Genomic DNA, 18,500 nt, shown 5'->3' with positions numbered 1-18,500 from the left:
ATGCCTTAAAAAGCCGTTTAAGCTCTATTATATTTTACTTATACTTATAAAATATCTATTTATATTATAATTCTCTTTTATATTGCGCAGATGTTGGGGGGGGGCAGGGTGCGTGCGCCTGAAAATGCGAAGTGCTCATACCGGTATATCAACCACAGGCTGATTTCTTATCTTGATCCGATTAGAGCGCGTTTCGATCAGACTGGATCAGATCGGCGCTTTTCTTAACAAGGCGTGGCAGGACGCTCTGCTGATGCCTTGAAAAACTCGATTGCCACAACACCCATTGCCGGAAGCAAGGCCGCAGCTTGAGCCAACAAAAAAGCCCGGCTATGAAGCCGGGCTTTTTTGCATCTCGGTAAAACGGTTTCCCGTCCCGACTATTCTTCTTCTTCTTCGTCCGGCGTCGAGCTCTTGAGCGAAGAGAGCTTGGCGAAAACCTTGTCCGCGTCGAGCTCTTCTTCTGCAGGCTGTTCGTCACGATAGTCGAAATTCTCGGTCGCGGAGGCTGGCAGCAAAGTGCTATCCGATTCCGGTGTTGCCGGACGGTTGCGGGAGGCGCGTTCGACTTCGATGTCGAGATCGATCTGCGAGCAAAGGCCAAGCGTTACCGGGTCCATCGCCGTCAGATTTGCCGAGTTCCAGTGCGAACGATTGCGAATCTGTTCGATGGTCGACTTGGTCGTACCGATCAGACGTGAAACTTGGGCATCCTTCAGCTCGGGGTGATTGCGCACCAGCCAGAGAATCGCATTCGGGCGATCCTGACGCTTGGAAAGCGGCGTGTAACGCGGGCCCTTGCGCTTGGCTTCCGGCACGCGAACCTTCGGTTCGGAAAGCTTCAGGCGATAATATGGATCTTTTTCACCCTTCGCGATCTCTTCGCGCGAAATCTGACCCGTGATGACCGGGTCCAGACCCTTGATGCCCTGAGAGGCTTCACCGTCGGCAATAGCCTTCACTTCCAGCGGGTGCAGCTTGCAGAAAGCGGCAATCTGGTCAAAAGACAGCGCCGTATTATCGACAAGCCAAACGGCCGTTGCCTTCGGCATAAGAAGCTGGGTGGCCATTAGATATAATCCTTCTGTTCGTCCGCTCCGGTGGCGCGGGACGTGGGCAAAACCACAATTTCCGGGAAATCACGGCCTATATATCGTTTTTTTGTCGCCAGAGCAAGAATGGCTCTGAAGCTTAAGCGATATCGAGCACAATCTTGCCAATATGCCTTCCCTCCTCCATGCGTTCATGCGCACGCCAGGCATCTTTCAGCGAAAAGATCATGTCCATCACCGGCGCGACGCGTCGTTGCGCCAGAAGCGGCCAGACTTTTGTCTCCAGTTCCCGCGCAATGCCAGCCTTGAAGTCAACCGGTCGCGGACGCAGCGTGGAGCCGGTATGGGTCAGACGCTTGGTCATCAATATTGCGAAATTGGCCGTGGCCTTCGCGCCGTTGAGAAAAGCAATCTGCACGATGCGGCCATCCTCGGCTGCAGCCTTGTAATTGCGGTCAACATAATCGCCGCCGACCATATCGAGAATCACATTGGCGCCTTTGCCCCTGGTCACTTCCTTTACGACCTCGACAAAATCCTCTTGCCCGTAATTGATGGCGCGATCTGCTCCGAGTTTCAGGCAGGCTTCGCATTTTTCTTTCGAGCCCGCCGTTGCAATGACGGTCGCACCAAATGCCTTTGCAAGCTGGATAGCCGTCGTGCCGATACCGGACGAGCCGCCGTGAACCAGAAAAACCTCGCCCTTCCTCAGCCCGCCGCGCTCGAACACATTGTGCCAGACGGTGAAGAAAGTTTCAGGGATCGCCGCCGCTTCGATGTAGCCATAGCCGGCAGGCAAGGGCAGTGCGTTGGTTTCATGCGCGACGGCATATTCAGCGTAGCCGCCGCCCGCCAGCAGTGCGACCACCTGATCGCCGGTCTTGAACCGCTTGACCCCGCTGCCCATGGCAACAATGTCACCGGCAATCTCCAGTCCCGGAATATCCGATGCGCCGGGTGGCGGCGCATATTGTCCCTGTCGCTGCAGGACGTCCGGTCGGTTAACCCCGGCGGCGCGTACCCGCACCAGAATTTCACCTTCCTTGGGTTCAGGCACCGAGCGCTGAACGGGTCGAAGCATATGGGCTCCGCCCGGTTCGGAGATTTCGATAGCAGTCATCTGGGAAGGCAAGTCGGCCATCATATTCAAAACTCCATTCAGATTTCTGGCCCTACGCATCGTCGCAGAAATGCCGCACGGCGGATGCAAGACGTCACGTTAGGGAAATCGTCATCGATTTTCTCAAATATATATGCGACGATTCAAGGTGTTAAATCTTTTCTGAGCCATCATTGACCACGGAGGACGGCTATGAGCGGTTTCGATGAGGATGTGGTAAAGCCCCGCAACAGCGTGGCGCTAAGCGAAGAGGAGCTATCGCTGCTTTCGGTCATCGAGATCGACCAGCGCATAGCCCTGCTGCAATCCGAAATAGAGCGATTGAAGACAGAACGCCTCAAGAAGGGCGATAGCCGCGCTGCGGCAGAAGCATTGTTTCGATAGGAATGGGGTCGTCAACGGAAATGGATACCGGAGCACGCAGCCGGAACCATTTCCGGGCGACGCGCTTTAGGAACAACAATCATTGATCTCAGCGATCACTCATCAGCCTCAGCACTGACAATTCGGCTTCAGACTTCGGGAATAGAGTTTTGCGCATTTACATTCAGGTTCTGGCCCTCCTCTGCGGCACAGCCTTCCTTCTCATAGCTTCGGGACTTCACGGTCTTCTATTGCCGCTGCGCGGCGGTGTGGAAGGTTTCTCAGTGGCATCGCTCGGCATGCTCGGCACGACCTGGGCAGGCGGCTTCGTTGCCGGTTGTCTGTTCGCACCGCGTCTTGTGCGCCGCGTCGGTCATGTACGGGCATTCGGTTGCTTTGCCGCATCAGCTGCGGTCATCGCCCTGCTTTCCGGCATCTTCGTGGATGCCACGATCTGGGTGATCCTGCGCGCCTTCACCGGCTTTTCGATGGCTGGCGCCTTCATGGTCATTGAAAGCTGGTTGAATGAGCGTGCGACCAACGAATCGCGCGGCAAGATTTTCGGCATGTACATGATGGTCAACTACGGAGCCACCATGTCCGGCCAGATGCTGGTAGCAGCAGGCGACGTACGCTCCGATCATCTGTTCATGATAAGCGGCATATTCTTCTGCCTGGCTCTCATCCCGACCGCGATCTCCACAGCCGTCAGCCCCAAGCCACTGACGGAAGTGCAGCTTGATCTCAAGGCGCTCTACAATAACTCACCTGCAGCTTTCGTAGGTTGCATCCTGATCGGCATCGCCAATGGCGCCTGGGGTACGCTCGGAGCTGTCTTCGGTGCGAAGTCCGGCATTTCTACCACCGAAATCGCCTTGATGGTCAGTGTCACCATTGCAGCTGGTGCCTTGATGCAGATTCCGATCGGACGCATTTCCGATCTGGTCGACCGGCGTTTCGTTCTGGCAAGCGTTGCGGCGCTGGCGGCACTGGTTGGCCTCATCGCCTTCCTCGTCTCTCCATCCAGCGGCCCTGTCATCATTACGATGACCGGATGCTATGGCGCACTTGCCTATGCACTCTATCCCGTTGCCGTCGCCCACGCCAACGATCATGCGACATCGGAAAGCTTTGTGAAAGTATCGAGCGGGCTTTTGCTGCTTTACGGCTTCGGCACTATGCTCGGACCACTGCTGGCAGCAGCAGCCATGGATATTTTCTGGCCATCCGGCCTCTTCGCCATCACCATGCTCGCGCATATTTCCATCACCGGCTATGCGTTGTTCCGTTCCCGCAAGCGTGCATCCGTCCCGAAAGAAGAGAAAGACCAGTTCAAGAGCATGCCTTCCGAACGTGGAGCAACACCGGAAGCGCTGAACCTCGATCCAAGAGCTGAGACAGAAGGGTGACGGGCGCTGAAAATGACCGTCGATAAATAGAGCCGGTTAAATAGTTGAATCAATATGTTCGGCGGCTGTGTCACAGCCGCCAATGCTGAATTTTGGCATCTTCGCTTTGGAATGCAAACTGCATTCACGACAAAGAAATACCAGCTCGCCAGAGCCGTTCGGTCTCCAATGTCGATGGCTTGAGACGCCTTATCAAACCGCGATCTAAGCGCGGCTTCCCTGTTAGTGACGTGTTACCTGGGATCTCAGTTTTTCAATCTGGTCCTTGAGCATAAGCTTCTTGCGCTTGAGAGATGCAACGTGCAGGTCGTCCATTGCCGGTGACGCTATGGCTTCGGAAATTTCCTGCTCCAGAGCGCCGTGCTTTTTTTCGAGCGTGGCAAGATGGGACTCGATAGCCATCATCAGATCTCCTTTGGTTGATTTCCCTTATTTACGGAACAGCGCAGACCTCGTTTGTCCGTTTACCCGCTATCCCGTCATTCAACCTGCATGAACGCCCGGCACACCTCCTGTATTCCGGGCCAAACACGCAGTCCCGGCTGCCAGGGATACGGTATATTTGTCGCCTTCGACAGCCGCCGTCCATGACAGAACCATGACAGTTTGGCATGAGTTTGGTGCAAAGTCGATTTTGTCGTGGTAGCATTTTCCTGACGCGAAAAATGTGATAAGGGCTTCGCCGGAAACGGGCTGACGCCGCACCTTTTATGGTTTGGCGCGGCCCGTAAAACTATTCAACAGAACGGGGCACCGCATGTCCGATCAGGAACAGGCCGAAATCAGATTGGCCGTCGCACGACTGAAACAGGAACACGCGGATTTCGATGCTGCCATAAACGCCATGATAGCGGTTGGCTGCGACCAATTGCGCGTCCAGCGCATGAAGAAGAAAAAACTCGCAATCAAGGACAAGCTGCAGGAGATGGAAGATCGGGTGATCCCCGACATCATCGCCTGAATGTCCATAATGATCGATGACAGAGCCGGGGTTCGCCCGGCTTTATCATTTTAATATCACCCGAAACATGCACGAAAGAAGCGGAGCAGGAAGATCAATGAGCGTTACTGCCGATGTCGCCATCATCATGGGAAGCCAGTCCGACTGGGAAACCATGCGCCATGCAGCGGACACACTGGAAGCACTCGGCATTTCCTTCGATGCCCGGATCGTTTCCGCGCATCGCACGCCTGACCGGCTCGTTGCCTTTGCCAAAGGCGCCAAGGCGGAAGGGTTCAAGGTCGTTATCGCAGGTGCGGGCGGCGCGGCTCACCTGCCCGGCATGGCTGCAGCCATGACACCGCTGCCTGTCTTCGGCGTTCCGGTCCAGTCCAAGGCCCTTTCGGGTCAGGATTCGCTCCTCTCCATCGTGCAGATGCCAGCTGGCATTCCCGTCGGCACGCTCGCCATCGGTCGCGCCGGTGCGGTCAACGCCGCCCTTCTCGCCGCCGCCGTTCTGGCGCTTTACGATGAGGCGCTTGCAGCCCGCCTCGATGAATGGCGCACTGCGCAAACGGAAAGCGTGGCTGAGCGCCCTTCAAACGAGGCCTGATATGAACAACTCCGCACTCAATTCTGCACTCCGGCCCGGTGCAACGATCGGCATCATCGGCGGCGGTCAGCTCGGCAGAATGCTTGCCATGGCCGCAGCACGTCTCGGTTTTGAAACGGTGATCCTGGAGCCACAGGCCGATTGCCCGGCAGCACAGGTTGCCAATCGCCAGATCATTGCCGCCTATGACGATCCGAAAGCGCTTGCAGAACTTGCAGCAGCGTCCGACGTCATTACCTACGAGTTCGAGAACGTGCCGGTCAGCGCTGCCGACAGGCTGGCCGAAATCGCTCTGGTCTTTCCTCCCCCGGCAGCGCTTGAAGTCTCGCAGGATCGCTTTACGGAAAAGCAGTTCCTCAACTCCAGCGACATCGAGACGGCACCCTGGCGTCTTGTGGACGATGAAGAGACCCTGATTGCAGCTCTGGGCGCACTTGGCGAGCGCGGCATCCTGAAAACGCGGCGTCTTGGTTATGACGGCAAGGGACAGGTCCGCCTGACATCACTCGACGAGTCCGAAGCTCACAAGGCGATTCTCGCGATCAATCGTGCCCCGGCCATCCTCGAAGGCTTCGTCGATTTCGAGCGCGAAGTTTCGGTGATCGCAGCACGTGACCGCTCCGGCAATGTCGCAATCTTCGATATTGCCGAAAACGTTCACAAGGACGGCATCCTTGCGACTTCGACCGTACCGGCTGCCGTTTCCAAAAACACGGCAGAAGCAGCCCGCAAGGCCGCTGCAAAGCTTCTGAACGGGCTTGATTATGTCGGTGTGCTCGGACTTGAGTTCTTCGTCCTGAAGGATGGCACGCTACTGGCAAACGAATTCGCCCCGCGTGTCCATAATTCGGGCCACTGGACGGAAGCGGCCTGCGCCATTTCGCAATTCGAACAGCATATCCGCGCCATCGCCGGTCTGCCTTTGGGTAACACCGACCGGCATTCGGATTGCGTGATGGAAAACCTGATCGGCGACGATGTCGAGAAGGTGCCAGCGATTCTCTCTGAAAAGGATGCCGTGCTGCATCTTTACGGTAAAAAGGAAGCACGTCCGGGCCGCAAAATGGGCCATGTGACGCGCATTCACCCCTGCGGGAAATAATGTTCATCGGGAATCCCGTCGATTCCCGATGAATCTTTGCCACCTGCCAAGAATTTCAGCTCCAGTGCCCTGAATCTGCGGCTCAGGAGTTGACATTTGCCTGAAACCTTGTGTATTTCGGCCAACCCTTCGGGCATCTAACAGTGCCTGTAATCAATTGGCGCCTCGAGCGCCTGTTTTTATGAAGCCCCGCGGCATCTGCACGTCAACGGGCCAACAAGACCGGTGATTGACATGAAGATCAAGAACTCGCTTAAAGCGCTCAAGGGCCGTCATCGTGACTGCCAGCTGGTCCGCCGCAAGGGCCGCGTTTACATCATCAATAAGACCGCCCCGCGCTACAAGGCTCGTCAGGGCTAATCTTATTTCTGATTTTGCATTTGACGTTTCGCTGCGCATGGTAAAATCTATGCGCATGCGGAACGTTTTTGCATGTCTGGTTTCTTTTTCTGTGCTCGCGTCGCTTGGTACGACGGTGCCGCTTGCTTATGCCGAAGTGGCACCCGGCAAAATACCGCTCACCGCACCTCTGACACCCGTTCAAACCGGTCCCGACAGCGAACAGAAACCTGCCCCCGAAAAGCCCGCACCAGCGACCGCCCAGACGCCTGAAGAGCGTCTCGACAAGCTCTTTGCCGATCTTCGCCGTACAACGGACGAAGCCAAGGCGCGGCGCATTGCTTCACAGATCAATACGCTGTGGTCGCAGTCAGGCAGCGCAACAGTCGATCTCCTGATGCAATGGGCTAATGCGGCGATGCTCGAGCGGCGTTATCCCTCGGCAATCGACTTCCTGAATGAAGCGATCGCGCTCGACCCGGAATATGCGGAGGCCTGGAATCGCCGCGCTACGGTCTATTTTCTGCAAAAAGACTACGCCCACGCCATGTACGATATCAATCGTACCCTGGAGCTGGAACCGCGCCATTATGGCGCCCTGACCGGCATGGCGGCCATCTTGCGCTTGCGCGGCCTCAAGGAACAGGCACTAAAAGCCTATGAGCAGGCTCTCATCGTCTATCCGATGATGCGCGACGCACAGAAGAACTTCAACGATTTGGCCGACGAACTGACGGATACGCGGACTTAGAGCCTGTTCCAGAAGTCGCCTGTATCGCTTTTTGATTCAGGCTCTTAGAACGGCTCCGGCTTACCCCCAAAACATTCTCAAAATTCATCAAGACCAAAACAAAACGCACTCCGAAGGAGCGCGTTTCTTTAAATGCTATCTGCCATAACTGGATGAGATTGCGGCTGTGGCGAGCCGGAATCGACGATGGGCGCTTTAGCGACCAAACTGGTGGAGTTTGAGAGCCCGAGCGGAATGTACTTCCACGCATAGTCCCGAGAAGTCGCAGAATTTTCGGATTAGACTATGCGTCAAAGAAATACACATGAGCACCGGCAGCGCAAAACAACGCCATTTGCCGGCCGTCACGGCTGGCATATCTTCAGTTTAAATGCCTGACTTTCCGTCTGGTCCAATATAGGCGATGCGCAGCATGTTGGTCGCGCCCGGCGTGCCGAATGGGACACCTGCGGTAATGATGACGCGGTCGCCAGCTTTGCCAAATTCTTCATGGAAGACAATTTCGCAGGCATGGTTGACCATATCTTCCAAATCATGCGCATCGGCGGTCACCACGCAATGCAGGCCCCAGACGAGGGACAGCTTGCGTGCAGTATCGACGACCGGCGACAGGGCGATGATCGGCGTGCGCGGACGCTCGCGAGCGGCGCGCAGACCGGTCGTGCCTGAAGCGGTGTAGGTGACGATGGCCGAAAGCTTCAACGTCTCTGCGATCTGGCGTGCAGCAAGCGAAATCGCGTCGGCACCCGTTGGTTCTGGCGCAGCACGCTGCGCATCGATGATGGTCGAATAGGTCGGTTCCTTTTCAACCTGTTCGGCAATGCGGTTCATGGTGGCAACGGCTTCGACCGGATATTGGCCCGAAGCCGATTCCGCCGAAAGCATGATCGCATCGGCGCCTTCAAACACAGCGGTTGCAACGTCGGACACTTCGGCGCGGGTCGGAACCGGAGCTGTGATCATGGATTCCAGCATCTGCGTCGCGACAACAACCGGCTTGCCCGCGCGGCGCGCCTTGCGGGTAATCTGCTTCTGAATGCCTGGAACGCTTTCAAGTGGCACTTCAACGCCAAGATCACCGCGCGCAACCATCAATGCGTCCGAAAGCTCGATGATTTCATCGAGACGCGTCACGGCTTGCGGCTTTTCGATCTTCGACATGAGGCCGACCTTGCCGCGCGAAACCTTGCGTACCTCGGCCAGATCTTCCGGACGCTGGATGAAGGAAAGCGCAACCCAGTCAATTTCTTCCTTCAGGACGGCATCGAGATCCTTGCGGTCCTTTTCCGTCAGCGCACCGACGCCGAGCGTCGTGTCCGGCAGGCTGACGCCCTTGCGGTCCGAAATACGCGTTCCGGAAATCACCTTGCAGCGGATCGACTTGCCGTCGCTCGCCTCGGCGACCAGATGCAGCTTGCCATCGTCGATCAGCAGGCGATGACCCGGTTCGACAGCTTCAAGAATTTCCGGATGCGGAAGATAGACGCGATGTTCATCGCCGGGCGCTTCGTTGTTGTCGAGGGTGAAGGTCTGGCCGGGAACGAGATCGGCTTTACCGTCCTTGAACTTGCCAACACGCAGCTTCGGGCCCTGAAGGTCGGCCAGAATGCCGATAGGACGGCCCAGTTCCTTTTCCACATTACGGATGCGCTTGACGAGGGTGCGCATCAGGTCATGGTCGGCATGACTCATATTGATGCGGAACACATCCGCGCCTGCCTCAAACAGCTTGCGGATGACGGCTTCTTCACCCGATGCCGGACCTAGCGTGGCGAGAATCTTGACCTTGCGGTTGCGCTTCATTGACTATTCGTTCCTGTAACGGTGGGATTTGCTGTCGGCGTTTCATCGGTGAGCTGAACCATCCAGCTCGATTGTTCCCCGGTGTCGTATTCCTGGAAGCCGTTGCGCTGGAAACCGCGCGCGAAGCAATCCTGGACGCCAGTAATACGGAATTCTTTCTCGGCCACGCACATATTGACCTTGCCCTCCCAGCGTCCGCCGCCCTGAGCGTCTTCTGCATAGAGGTAATAATAGCGCGATGTCAGCGGCCCCTCGATGAGGGTTTTGCAGCTTGATCCGTCGATATGCCACCAGCCTTCGGTCACCCAGCCGGTTTTGGCTCTGTAGCCGATGGACACACCAACCAGGTTCTGGGTTGCATTGCATACGCGGAAATCCGCACGAGCCTCTATGGATGTCATGCCCAGCGCAGTCATCAGCACACCGGCAAACAAAACTAGAGATAGTGGAAGTCGCATACGCAGAACCCCTTCAGCCCGCTATCGGTTTTATCGAACAATTTATATTGCACAGGGAAATCCCATCTCGGGCAAATCCCATTTCGGGTCGCTCTCTTTTCGGCAGTTTCGCCTTTGATGTCAACGCAATCCCATTGAGAACAGGTACTCTTCATCAAAGAATGATCGTTGCAATCCGGGCTTTCTCATGACAGACCTGAAACAGCTTCCCGCACAACACAGAAATAATCCCCTTATTTAGCCTCGGATTTCGCTCCATGCCGCTTCAATCCGGATCAACCGCTTCGTCGCCGTTCTCGCCAGCACATAGTGTCGACGGCGATTTTAGTCTCGGCCTGCTCCTGACCGCCGATCATGCACGGCGTGATGTTCCAGCCGAATATGGCACGCTTGGTTTGCGGACAAGTGAATTCGACCGGCATATCGCTTATGACATTGGCGTCGAGAATCTGACCCGCAAACTGGCAACCTGCCTGAACGTGCCTGCCGTCCTTGGCGGCTTTTCGCGCCTTTTGATCGATCCCAATCGTGGTGAAGACGACCCGACGCTTATCATGCAATTGTCCGATGGGGCGGTCATTTCCGGCAATTACCCAATGTCGGCAGGTGAACGCGAGGAACGGCTTGAACGCTTCTATCGTCCCTATCACGACACGGTCGCGCGAGCGAGCGAGCGCGTGGTGGCTGAAAGCGGGGCAGCGCCTTTCATCGTCTCGATCCATTCCTTCACGCCGCGCTGGAAGGAAAAGGCCCGCCCCTGGCAGATCGGCCTTCTCTGGGACAAGGACGACCGCGCCGTAAAGCCGCTTTTGTCGCTGCTGCGTGAAAACGTCGATCTGACGGTTGGCGACAACGAACCTTATGACGGTGCCCTCAAGAACGATGCCATGTATCGCCACGCGACGGCAAAGGGCTTCGCCCATGTCCTGATCGAGGTACGACAGGACCTGATTGCCGATGACAAAGGAGCAGCTGAATGGGCTGACAGGCTGGCGCCAATGATCGCGCACATCAACACCTTGCCCGGCATTCATGCGGCCCAGCATTTCGGCTCGCGTGCTGATCGCAGTGAGTAACAGGCCTGTCAGGAGAGGCTTTACCCGCTATCCACAGGGCTTGACCCGCCAAATCGGGTCGTGCATCGAAAAAGGCTCTTAATTTTGCCTGCGACTCGCGGGAAAAACGGTCCAGACTTTCGATAAGCGGTTTTCGCGCAATGCGTGTCCGCATCATCACAGATTTTGAATTGGAGAACTCCTCGTGAGCGACGACATTACCAGCGAAGCCCAAACCATTGCTGTCGGCCAGTTGCGTGCTTTCATCGAGCGCATCGAGCGCCTGGAAGAAGAAAAAAAGACTATCGGTGACGATATCAAGGAAGTTTACGCGGAATTGAAGGGCTCGGGGTTTGACAGCAAGGTCGTGAGGACCATTATTCGTCTGCGTAAAAAAGAAGACCATGAACGTCAGGAAGAAGAAGCCATGCTGCAGCTTTATATGGATGCGCTTGGCATGAGCTGATTTCGGCTCTTCCCGGAGCCTTCCTTCTTCCCGAAATCGAAACCCGACGGATCGCCCGCGATTCGTATTCAGAGGAAGGGGATAAGGTCTATGGAGTTCAGGAAGCTCGGACGTACCGAACTCAATGTTTCGCCGCTTTGCTTCGGCGGCAATGTATTTGGATGGACGGTCGATGAAGCGACGTCTTTTTCGCTTCTCGACCGTTTTGTCGATGCCGGATTCAATTTCATCGACACAGCGGATGCTTATTCGGCCTGGGCACCCGGAAATGTGGGCGGCGAATCCGAAACCATTATCGGCAACTGGCTGAAATCTCGCGGCCTGCGCGACAAAGTCGTCATTGCCACCAAGGTTGGGTCCGAGATGGGGCCTGACGAAAAAGGTCTTTCCCCGGCCTATATCCGCAAAGCGGTCGATGCCTCCCTCAAACGGCTGCAGACGGATTATATCGATCTCTATCAATCGCACTGGGACGATCCCGAAACACCGTTCGAAGATGTGCTCGGTACCTATAAGGAACTGATCGACGCAGGCAAGGTGCGCGCCATCGGTGCGTCCAATCTCACGCCTGAGCGACTGACTGAAGCGCTTGATGTCGCCCGGACCAACAATCTGCCACGCTATGAAAGCCTGCAGCCTCTTTATAATCTCTATGATCGAGCAGATTTCGAAAATGGGCTAGAGAAAATCTGCCACGAAAACGAACTCGGCGTTATTTCCTATTATTCGCTCGCAGCAGGGTTCCTGACCGGGAAATACCGTTCCGCTGACGATCTTGGACAAAGCGCCCGCGGCAAATCAGTCGAAAAATATCTGACGGATCGTGGTTCGCGGATCATAGCGGCACTCGATGACGTAGCACGAAATCTCGATGTCACGCTTGCGCAGGTTGCAATCGCATGGCTCATCGCGCAGCCGTCAGTCACAGCCCCTATTGCCAGCGCCACACGCTCGGCTCAGCTCGGTGAGCTGATCACCGCAGCCGAACTGAAACTCAGCGACGATGAAATCGCCTTGCTGAACAAGGCGAGCAGTTAAGTTCGAAGATTATGTCGAAGGGTAGCCCTACCCTTCGATTTCCTCTCGCAGCATTTCCAGCTCCAGCCATTCTTCTTCCATGGCCGCATTTTCGGAGCGCTTCTTCTCAAGAAGATCGGCAGTCTTGGCAAAAAGCGCCGGGTCCTTGGCATAAAGCTGCGGATCGGCGAGCTTGCCTTCCAGCACTACGATTTCCTTCGAGAGAGCGTCCATCTTGCCGGGCAGCGTTTCGAGCGCGAATTTCTGCTTGTAGGAAAGCTTGCGCTTTTCCTCACGCTTGGGCTGCGGCGCATCCTCTTCCGACTTCTCGTCACTGCGGACGCCTGAGACCTTGACCGAGCGACGGCTCAAGGCCTGCTCCTTGCGCTGCGCCATCATATCGGCATAGCCGCCTGCATATTCGAGCCAGCGCCCGTCACCTTCCGGTGCAATCACCGACGTAACCGTGCGATCCAGAAAATCACGGTCGTGGCTGACCAGAATGACTGTACCGGGAAAACCTGCAACCAACTCCTGCAGCAGATCGAGCGTTTCCATATCAAGATCGTTGGTAGGCTCGTCGAGGATAAGCAGGTTGGCGGGCCGCGCCAAAACACGGGCCAGCATCAACCGCGCACGTTCACCACCGGAAAGCTCCCGAATGGGGGTACGCGCCTGTTCCGGCTGGAACAGAAAGTCCTTCATATAGGACACGACATGCCGCTGTTCGCCGTTGACGACAAGGCTTTCGCCGCGCCCATCCGTCAGATAATGCGCCAATGTCTCATCCAGATTGAGACTTTCGCGCTTCTGGTCGAGTTCGGCCATTTCGAGATTGACGCCAAGCCGCAACGTTCCGGAATCCGGCGCAAGCTTGCCAGTCAGAAGCGACAGAAGCGTGGTCTTTCCGGCACCATTGGGTCCAACGAGACCGATACGATCGCCGCGCTGCACCCGGATCGAAAAATCCTTTACCAGAACACGCTCGCCATAGGCCTTGCTCAACCCCTTGGCTTCGATCACCAGCTTGCCGGATTCCTTGGTATCGCTTGCCGCCAGTACCGCCGTCCCTTGTGCCTTGCGATGATTGCGAAAATCGGCACGCATGGAATGCAGTTCGCCGAGACGGCGCATATTGCGCTTGCGGCGCGCCGTAACGCCATAACGCAGCCAATGCTCCTCGCGCGCAATCTGCCGCCCCAGCTTGTGATGGTCGCGCTCTTCCTCTTCCAGCACCTTGTCGCGCCATTCCTCGAAATGGCCAAAGCCCTGCTCAAGACGACGCGTAAGACCGCGATCCAGCCAGACCGTCGCCCGGCTGACATTTTCCAGAAAGCGGCGGTCATGCGAGATCAAAACAATGGCGGAGCGAATCTGGCGCAGTTCGCTTTCCAGCCATTCGATGGTGGTCAGATCCAGATGGTTGGTCGGCTCGTCCAGCAGCAGAACGTCGGGCTGCGGCGCGATCACTCGCGCCAGAGCGGCACGGCGTGCCTCGCCACCGGACAGATGATCCGGCTTTTCGTCGCCGGTCAGTCCGAGATGTTCGAGAAGATAAGTGACACGATGCGGGTCATCGGCTGGCCCAAGCCCCGCTTCCACATAGGCGCGAACATTGGCAAAGCCATCCATATCCGGCACCTGCGGAAGATAGCGGACAGTTGCACCCGGATGTTTGAAAACCTCACCCGACGTTGCTTCCACCATACCGGCGGCGATCTTGAGCAGCGTGGATTTACCCGAACCATTACGTCCGACCAGCGCGATGCGATCGCCTTCGCTTACCGAAAGGCTGGCATCTTCCAGAAGCGGCGTGCCTCCGAAGGTGAGCTTGATCTCGTCGAGGCGAAGGAGCGGTGGTGCCATGGTTCTCTTCGATAAACAGGGTTAAAAATTCCGCCCTGCTTGTCCGCGACAAAAGCCGTTCTGTCAAATGGTACGGCACGAAAAGACCCGTGAAAAACAAACAGGTCGGGTTTCCCCGACCTGTCAGCAAACTTATTTATCCAGCTATTGCTGGCCCAGTGTTACTGGCCCAGTGTTACTGGCAAGGCGCTTCGTAGACGCGGCCATAAGGATCGCGGTAACGGCAGTACTGCGTTCCGTTGCGCGTCTGGGCTGCACCAAGGAGCGTACCGGCAACGCCGCCGATAGCAGCACCGGCAAGAGCGCCACGGCCATTGCCGCCAATTGCACCACCGGCGAGTGCGCCGAGTGCTGCGCCACCAACGCCGTACCCGGCCGTGCGCTGTTCATTCGTCGTGCATGCAGCCGTCGAGAACGCGAGCACGCCAGCAACAGCAATCATCGTAAGACGTGACTTCATTGAAACATCTCCTACAAGAGTTGAACTAATCACCGACTTTGCGTCCCCAATTTCGGCGTAAAGCAGATGACACCCGCTTGGCCCATTTACAATACGTTTCGCCTGCCAGCGTCAAGCTCTTTCGATTGATAAGGTTATCGGCCCCGGAGCGGTGTTTCCTCCATCGCCAAGTTGGCGATAAGTATCGCTAATCCAGAACTCGCAGTAACGCGAAGTGTTCCACGAACTACATTGGAAACTGTCCATGAAGAGCCAAATGGCAGTGTCACATTATCTAACGGCCACTCCGCATTCGTGATCGAAAGGCCTTCGATAGTGCTGAAATTGATCACACTGAACGGCGTCCCGTCCGGAAAATCATAAACATAATCTCCAGGCGGCAAAGGCCAGGCCTCCTCGGAACCGCTGGACAACAGCACGTTTCGCCCTTTTGCAGCTTGCGCTGTTGCCATGGTCAGATGCAGAAGCGTGTGATCGGTGCGCTGACCGCCGAAGGCTCCGCAAAGGATCACCCGATCCGCACCCCGCATATAGGCCTCCTCGAAGGCCAGTTCCCCGTCCGTCATGTCCTTGGCAGCAGGGAACCTCTTTTGCGGCACGTGTCCATATTGCACGCGAAGCTCAGCAGAAGCCGAATCGAAATCGCCAAGCCAAAGTTCCGGTTCGACACCAAGAGCAGCAGCGTGCCTGATCCCGCTATCGGCAGCGAGAATACGCGCACCTGCAATTTGGCGTTTCAGGCGATCGGTCACGACCAGATCACCGCCGAGGAGAATGACGAATGTGCTCATAAGCCGCTCATAACACGGGCAAATCCATGCCGGAAGCCTGCATTCGCCGCCATTGCGCTCCCTTGCCCTTCCCGTTGCGAAAGATTATTGTCGCAACCGCTCTAACGGGGTGCCGTCTGCTTTCGCGGATGGCTGAGAGGTCGCATTCCCGGCCAACCCGCTGAACCTGATCCGGTTTGCACCGGCGGAGGGATTAGATGCTCCATAAACGGCGCTCAATCCTCTTGCTGTAAAAGAAAGGAAGTGCCGTGATGCGGCTTTTATCTTTGCTGGCCTTTTCAATCTCCACAGCCCTCGCTTTCACGCCTTCTGCGCAGGCGAAGGACAAGCTCACTGTTTATACCTATGACAGTTTCGTTTCCGAATGGGGTCCGGGCCCGAAGATCAAGGAAAACTTCGAGAAGGAATGCGATTGCGAAGTGGACTGGATCGCTTCGGCCGACGGTGTCGCGCTGCTCAACCGCCTGAAGCTTGAAGGTGGCAATACCAAAGCCGATATCGTCCTCGGTCTCGATACCAATCTGACGACCGAAGCACGCGCCACCGGCTTTTTTGCTCCAAGCGGCATCGACCAAAGCAATGTGAGCATTCCGGGCGGGTTCAAGGACGATATCTTCGTTCCCTATGATTATGGCTACTTCGCCGTGGTCTACGATTCGGAAAAATTGCCCAATCCGCCCAAAAGCCTGAAAGAACTGGTGGAAGGCGATGCTTCCCAGAAGATCGTGCTGCAAGACCCGCGCACGTCGACGCCAGGGCTGGGCATGTTGCTCTGGATGAAATCGGTTTATGGCGACGAAGCGGAAGCGGCCTGGCAGAAACTGCAGAAGCGTATTCTCACCGTCACACCCGGCTGGTCGGAAGCCTATGGTCTTTTCACCAAGGGTGAAGCGCCGATGGTGCTGTCCTATACAACGTCTCCCGCCTATCACATGATTGCGGAAAAGACGGAGCGCTATAAGGCTCTGGCCTATCCGGAAGGTAATTATCTCCAGATCGAGCTGGCCGCCCAGACCACCACTGGCGCGAAAAATCCACTGGCGCAAAAGTTCCTGGCTTTCATGACCAGCCCCGGCTTCCAGGATGTTATTCCTGAAACCAACTGGATGTATCCAGCGGGCAAGACATCCACCCCGCTTCCAGCCGCTTTCTACGCGATGCCGAAGCCGGAAAAGACGCTTCTCCTGCCTTCCGACGAAGTAGCCAAGAACCGGAAGTCATGGGTCGATGAATGGCTGGCGGCAACCAGTAAATGACGACATTCCCGGCACAGCACCGCTCGAAAGACGCCCCCGCCGCCAGACCGGCTGCGGGCGTACTGGCGCTTGTCTTTCTGGTCGTGCTTGCCGGTGGTGCGCTTGTCGCACTGGCATTCGAAGCGGGCCGCGGTGGTTTTGACGCCGCGGTTAATTTCGACACCTATCTGTGGCGGGTTGCGCGCTTCACGATCCTGCAGGCGATCGCTTCAAGCCTGCTTTCCGTGCTGTTTGCTGTTCCGGTTGCCCGTGCACTTTATGCCGAAGCGAGCTTTGCGGGGCGCGGGCTTATTCTGCGCCTGTTTGCCCTGCCGCTTGCTCTGCCTGCACTCGTCGCAGTGCTCGGCGTCACCAGCATCTATGGTCGCAACGGGTTCATTGCGCATCTGTCAGAAGCCGCAGGCCATCCGTTCCAACCGGACATTTACGGTATTACGGGCATATTGATCGCCCATGTTTTCTTCAACATGCCGCTCGCTGTCCGTCTCATTCTTGCAGGCTACGACTCGATACCAACCGATTACTGGAAACTATCCGCGCAGCTTGGCATGGGCAATGGAGCGCGCTTCCGGCTCATCGAATGGCCCGTAATCCGGCGCAATCTGCCGGGCATGATCGGCCTCCTGTTCATGCTCTGCGTGACGAGTTTCACAACTGTGCTGACGCTGGGCGGCGGACCGCGTGCCACCACGCTGGAAGTCGCAATCTATCAAAGCTTGCATTTCGATTTTGATCCGGGTCGCGCGGTCGCCCTCACCTTCACGCAGCTTGCATTGACGTTGCTGGTCCTTCTGGCCCTGCGGATGACCGGTAGTCCGTCTGAAGAAGGCTTCACCCACGCGGCGACACCGCGACGCTACGGCAAGGCGTCAACGGCTGAACGTGTTGCGAACGTCATCGTCATTGGCATAGGTTTCCTCTATGTCGCACTGCCGATTGCCGGCGTTGTCATCTCCGGCCTCGCCGCAGATCTTGCGCGACTTCTGACCGAGAGAACAGTCTGGCGCGCCATTGGCACCAGTCTGGCCCTCGGTTTTTCTGCGGCATTGCTCTCGGTCATCCTGTCACTTGCGCTTGTGTCGGCACGTGAAGCGATGAAAAAAAGCAAGGTCGCCAGTACTTTCGATACGGGTGCCAGCCTGATCCTCGTCATGCCGCCTATCGTCATCGGTGCCGGCTGGTTCATCCTGCTTCGTCATTTCACCGATCCGTTCGCGATGGCACCGTTTATGGTCGTCACCGTCAATGCGGCCATGGCCATGCCCTTTGCCGTGCGTCTTCTACGCCCCGCATGGGATACGGCAGCAAGCCGCCACAACCGGCTTTGCGCACTGTTGGGCATTCGCGGCATCAGCCGTTTCCGGCTCATCGACTGGCCTTCGATCCGCAAGCCTTTCGGCATGGCCTTCGCCTTTGCCATGGCACTTTCCCTTGGCGATCTCGGCACGATTGCCCTGTTTGGCAGTGACGCGCTTTTGACGCTGCCCTATCTCCTCTTGCAGCGCATGGGCAGCTATCGCACATTCGACGCGGCAGGTCTGGCGCTTATTCTCGGGCTGCTTTGCCTCGTATTGATGATGATCGCGGATCGCGCATCCCGAAAGGAAACGCCTTCTCTATGAATGCCCGGATGGATGCC

At 56.6% G+C, this 18,500-nt stretch carries 20 protein-coding genes and 1 riboswitch; of the genes, 12 read left to right on the top strand and 8 right to left on the bottom strand.

Annotated elements, in window-relative coordinates; all coding sequences use genetic code 11:
- Positions 1-380 precede the first annotated feature (380 nt).
- Positions 381-1,070: a DUF1013 domain-containing protein gene (locus tag FG152_RS20145; protein WP_010661415.1), complete on the bottom strand. Its 690-nt coding sequence runs from the start codon at positions 1,068-1,070 to the stop codon at positions 381-383.
- A 121-nt stretch (positions 1,071-1,191) separates the two neighbouring features.
- On the bottom strand, positions 1,192-2,196 hold the full coding sequence (locus tag FG152_RS20140; protein ID WP_029376277.1) for an NAD(P)H-quinone oxidoreductase: 1,005 nt from the start codon (positions 2,194-2,196) through the stop codon (positions 1,192-1,194).
- Between the two features lie 168 nt (positions 2,197-2,364).
- On the opposite strand from FG152_RS20140, the gene FG152_RS20135 reads away from it, so the two are divergent.
- Entirely contained in the window at positions 2,365-2,556 is a 192-nt protein-coding gene (locus tag FG152_RS20135; RefSeq protein ID WP_010661417.1) for a DUF1192 family protein, read from the top strand.
- Between the two features lie 149 nt (positions 2,557-2,705).
- Positions 2,706-3,944, top strand: a complete 1,239-nt coding sequence (locus FG152_RS20130; protein ID WP_010661418.1) for an MFS transporter — start codon at positions 2,706-2,708, stop codon at positions 3,942-3,944.
- A 222-nt stretch (positions 3,945-4,166) separates the two neighbouring features.
- Here FG152_RS20130 and FG152_RS20125 read toward each other — a convergent pair whose 3' ends face one another.
- Positions 4,167-4,349, bottom strand: coding sequence for a YdcH family protein (locus tag FG152_RS20125; RefSeq protein ID WP_012091308.1), 183 nt, complete (start codon positions 4,347-4,349; stop codon positions 4,167-4,169).
- 352 nt (positions 4,350-4,701) lie between these two features.
- On the opposite strand from FG152_RS20125, the gene FG152_RS20120 reads away from it, so the two are divergent.
- From FG152_RS20120 to FG152_RS20100, 5 genes are all read left to right on the top strand, one after another.
- A complete protein-coding gene (locus FG152_RS20120; RefSeq protein ID WP_006471281.1) occupies positions 4,702-4,905 on the top strand; it encodes a YdcH family protein in 204 nt (67 codons plus the stop codon).
- Positions 4,906-5,002: 97 nt separating this feature from the next.
- Positions 5,003-5,497: a 5-(carboxyamino)imidazole ribonucleotide mutase gene (gene purE / locus FG152_RS20115; RefSeq protein WP_010661420.1), complete on the top strand. Its 495-nt coding sequence runs from the start codon at positions 5,003-5,005 to the stop codon at positions 5,495-5,497.
- Between the two features lies 1 nt (position 5,498).
- On the top strand, positions 5,499-6,599 hold the full coding sequence (locus FG152_RS20110) for a 5-(carboxyamino)imidazole ribonucleotide synthase (RefSeq protein ID WP_010661421.1): 1,101 nt from the start codon (positions 5,499-5,501) through the stop codon (positions 6,597-6,599).
- A 234-nt stretch (positions 6,600-6,833) separates the two neighbouring features.
- The gene (ykgO, locus tag FG152_RS20105; RefSeq protein WP_010661422.1) at positions 6,834-6,959 is read left to right on the top strand and encodes a type B 50S ribosomal protein L36; all 126 of its coding nucleotides are present in this window, start codon (positions 6,834-6,836) and stop codon (positions 6,957-6,959) included.
- A gap of 37 nt (positions 6,960-6,996) precedes the next feature.
- Positions 6,997-7,689, top strand: coding sequence for a tetratricopeptide repeat protein (locus tag FG152_RS20100; protein WP_010661423.1), 693 nt, complete (start codon positions 6,997-6,999; stop codon positions 7,687-7,689).
- A gap of 366 nt (positions 7,690-8,055) precedes the next feature.
- Here FG152_RS20100 and pyk read toward each other — a convergent pair whose 3' ends face one another.
- The gene (gene pyk / locus FG152_RS20095) at positions 8,056-9,492 is read right to left on the bottom strand and encodes a pyruvate kinase (protein WP_010661424.1); all 1,437 of its coding nucleotides are present in this window, start codon (positions 9,490-9,492) and stop codon (positions 8,056-8,058) included.
- The gene (locus tag FG152_RS20090; protein ID WP_010661425.1) at positions 9,489-9,950 is read right to left on the bottom strand and encodes a DUF1036 domain-containing protein; all 462 of its coding nucleotides are present in this window, start codon (positions 9,948-9,950) and stop codon (positions 9,489-9,491) included. Before FG152_RS20090 ends, pyk begins: the two co-directional genes overlap by 4 nt.
- Before the next feature lie 257 nt (positions 9,951-10,207).
- Between FG152_RS20090 and FG152_RS20085 the strand changes: the two genes are divergently transcribed.
- The 3 genes from FG152_RS20085 (at position 10,208) to FG152_RS20075 (ending at position 12,509) form a co-directional block, all read left to right on the top strand.
- Complete coding sequence (locus tag FG152_RS20085) at positions 10,208-11,026, top strand: N-formylglutamate amidohydrolase (protein WP_010661426.1); 819 nt, start codon at positions 10,208-10,210, stop codon at positions 11,024-11,026.
- Positions 11,027-11,210: 184 nt separating this feature from the next.
- Positions 11,211-11,471: a DUF2312 domain-containing protein gene (locus tag FG152_RS20080; RefSeq protein ID WP_002964837.1), complete on the top strand. Its 261-nt coding sequence runs from the start codon at positions 11,211-11,213 to the stop codon at positions 11,469-11,471.
- Between the two features lie 90 nt (positions 11,472-11,561).
- On the top strand, positions 11,562-12,509 hold the full coding sequence (locus FG152_RS20075; protein ID WP_036581627.1) for an aldo/keto reductase: 948 nt from the start codon (positions 11,562-11,564) through the stop codon (positions 12,507-12,509).
- Between the two features lie 27 nt (positions 12,510-12,536).
- Here FG152_RS20075 and FG152_RS20070 read toward each other — a convergent pair whose 3' ends face one another.
- From FG152_RS20070 to FG152_RS20060, 3 genes are all read right to left on the bottom strand, one after another.
- Entirely contained in the window at positions 12,537-14,354 is a 1,818-nt protein-coding gene (locus FG152_RS20070) for an ABC-F family ATP-binding cassette domain-containing protein (protein WP_010661428.1), read from the bottom strand.
- 175 nt (positions 14,355-14,529) lie between these two features.
- The gene (locus FG152_RS20065) at positions 14,530-14,814 is read right to left on the bottom strand and encodes a YMGG-like glycine zipper-containing protein (RefSeq protein WP_010661429.1); all 285 of its coding nucleotides are present in this window, start codon (positions 14,812-14,814) and stop codon (positions 14,530-14,532) included.
- Positions 14,815-14,948: 134 nt separating this feature from the next.
- The gene (locus FG152_RS20060; RefSeq protein ID WP_010661430.1) at positions 14,949-15,605 is read right to left on the bottom strand and encodes a thiamine diphosphokinase; all 657 of its coding nucleotides are present in this window, start codon (positions 15,603-15,605) and stop codon (positions 14,949-14,951) included.
- Between the two features lie 95 nt (positions 15,606-15,700).
- Positions 15,701-15,815, top strand: a riboswitch (TPP riboswitch).
- Between the two features lie 41 nt (positions 15,816-15,856).
- On the opposite strand from FG152_RS20060, the gene thiB reads away from it, so the two are divergent.
- On the top strand, positions 15,857-16,861 hold the full coding sequence (thiB, locus tag FG152_RS20055) for a thiamine ABC transporter substrate binding subunit (RefSeq protein WP_010661431.1): 1,005 nt from the start codon (positions 15,857-15,859) through the stop codon (positions 16,859-16,861).
- The gene (gene thiP / locus FG152_RS20050; RefSeq protein WP_010661432.1) at positions 16,858-18,483 is read left to right on the top strand and encodes a thiamine/thiamine pyrophosphate ABC transporter permease ThiP; all 1,626 of its coding nucleotides are present in this window, start codon (positions 16,858-16,860) and stop codon (positions 18,481-18,483) included. Before thiB ends, thiP begins: the two co-directional genes overlap by 4 nt.
- Positions 18,484-18,500 lie beyond the last annotated feature (17 nt).

The organism is Ochrobactrum sp. XJ1 (genome assembly GCF_024701725.1).
GTDB classification, from domain to species: Bacteria; Pseudomonadota; Alphaproteobacteria; order Rhizobiales; family Rhizobiaceae; genus Brucella; species Brucella anthropi.
Note: the sequence above shows the minus strand (reverse complement) of the source record. Positions and strands in the feature narration are given on the sequence as shown.

Excerpts from the sequence above, each read along its gene's own strand:
- FG152_RS20145 (WP_010661415.1), bottom strand. The coding sequence starts at position 1,070 with ATGGCCACCCAGCTTCTTATGCCGAAGGCAACGGCCGTTTGGCTTGTC.
- FG152_RS20140 (WP_029376277.1), bottom strand. The coding sequence starts at position 2,196 with ATGATGGCCGACTTGCCTTCCCAGATGACTGCTATCGAAATCTCCGAA.
- FG152_RS20135 (WP_010661417.1), top strand. The coding sequence starts at position 2,365 with ATGAGCGGTTTCGATGAGGATGTGGTAAAGCCCCGCAACAGCGTGGCG.
- FG152_RS20125 (WP_012091308.1), bottom strand. The coding sequence starts at position 4,349 with ATGATGGCTATCGAGTCCCATCTTGCCACGCTCGAAAAAAAGCACGGC.
- FG152_RS20120 (WP_006471281.1), top strand. The coding sequence starts at position 4,702 with ATGTCCGATCAGGAACAGGCCGAAATCAGATTGGCCGTCGCACGACTG.
- purE (WP_010661420.1), top strand. The coding sequence starts at position 5,003 with ATGAGCGTTACTGCCGATGTCGCCATCATCATGGGAAGCCAGTCCGAC.
- FG152_RS20110 (WP_010661421.1), top strand. The coding sequence starts at position 5,499 with ATGAACAACTCCGCACTCAATTCTGCACTCCGGCCCGGTGCAACGATC.
- ykgO (WP_010661422.1), top strand. The coding sequence starts at position 6,834 with ATGAAGATCAAGAACTCGCTTAAAGCGCTCAAGGGCCGTCATCGTGAC.
- FG152_RS20100 (WP_010661423.1), top strand. The coding sequence starts at position 6,997 with ATGGTAAAATCTATGCGCATGCGGAACGTTTTTGCATGTCTGGTTTCT.
- pyk (WP_010661424.1), bottom strand. The coding sequence starts at position 9,492 with ATGAAGCGCAACCGCAAGGTCAAGATTCTCGCCACGCTAGGTCCGGCA.
- FG152_RS20090 (WP_010661425.1), bottom strand. The coding sequence starts at position 9,950 with ATGCGACTTCCACTATCTCTAGTTTTGTTTGCCGGTGTGCTGATGACT.
- FG152_RS20085 (WP_010661426.1), top strand. The coding sequence starts at position 10,208 with ATGCCGCTTCAATCCGGATCAACCGCTTCGTCGCCGTTCTCGCCAGCA.
- FG152_RS20075 (WP_036581627.1), top strand. The coding sequence starts at position 11,562 with ATGGAGTTCAGGAAGCTCGGACGTACCGAACTCAATGTTTCGCCGCTT.
- FG152_RS20070 (WP_010661428.1), bottom strand. The coding sequence starts at position 14,354 with ATGGCACCACCGCTCCTTCGCCTCGACGAGATCAAGCTCACCTTCGGA.
- FG152_RS20065 (WP_010661429.1), bottom strand. The coding sequence starts at position 14,814 with ATGAAGTCACGTCTTACGATGATTGCTGTTGCTGGCGTGCTCGCGTTC.
- FG152_RS20060 (WP_010661430.1), bottom strand. The coding sequence starts at position 15,605 with ATGAGCACATTCGTCATTCTCCTCGGCGGTGATCTGGTCGTGACCGAT.
- thiB (WP_010661431.1), top strand. The coding sequence starts at position 15,857 with ATGCGGCTTTTATCTTTGCTGGCCTTTTCAATCTCCACAGCCCTCGCT.
- thiP (WP_010661432.1), top strand. The coding sequence starts at position 16,858 with ATGACGACATTCCCGGCACAGCACCGCTCGAAAGACGCCCCCGCCGCC.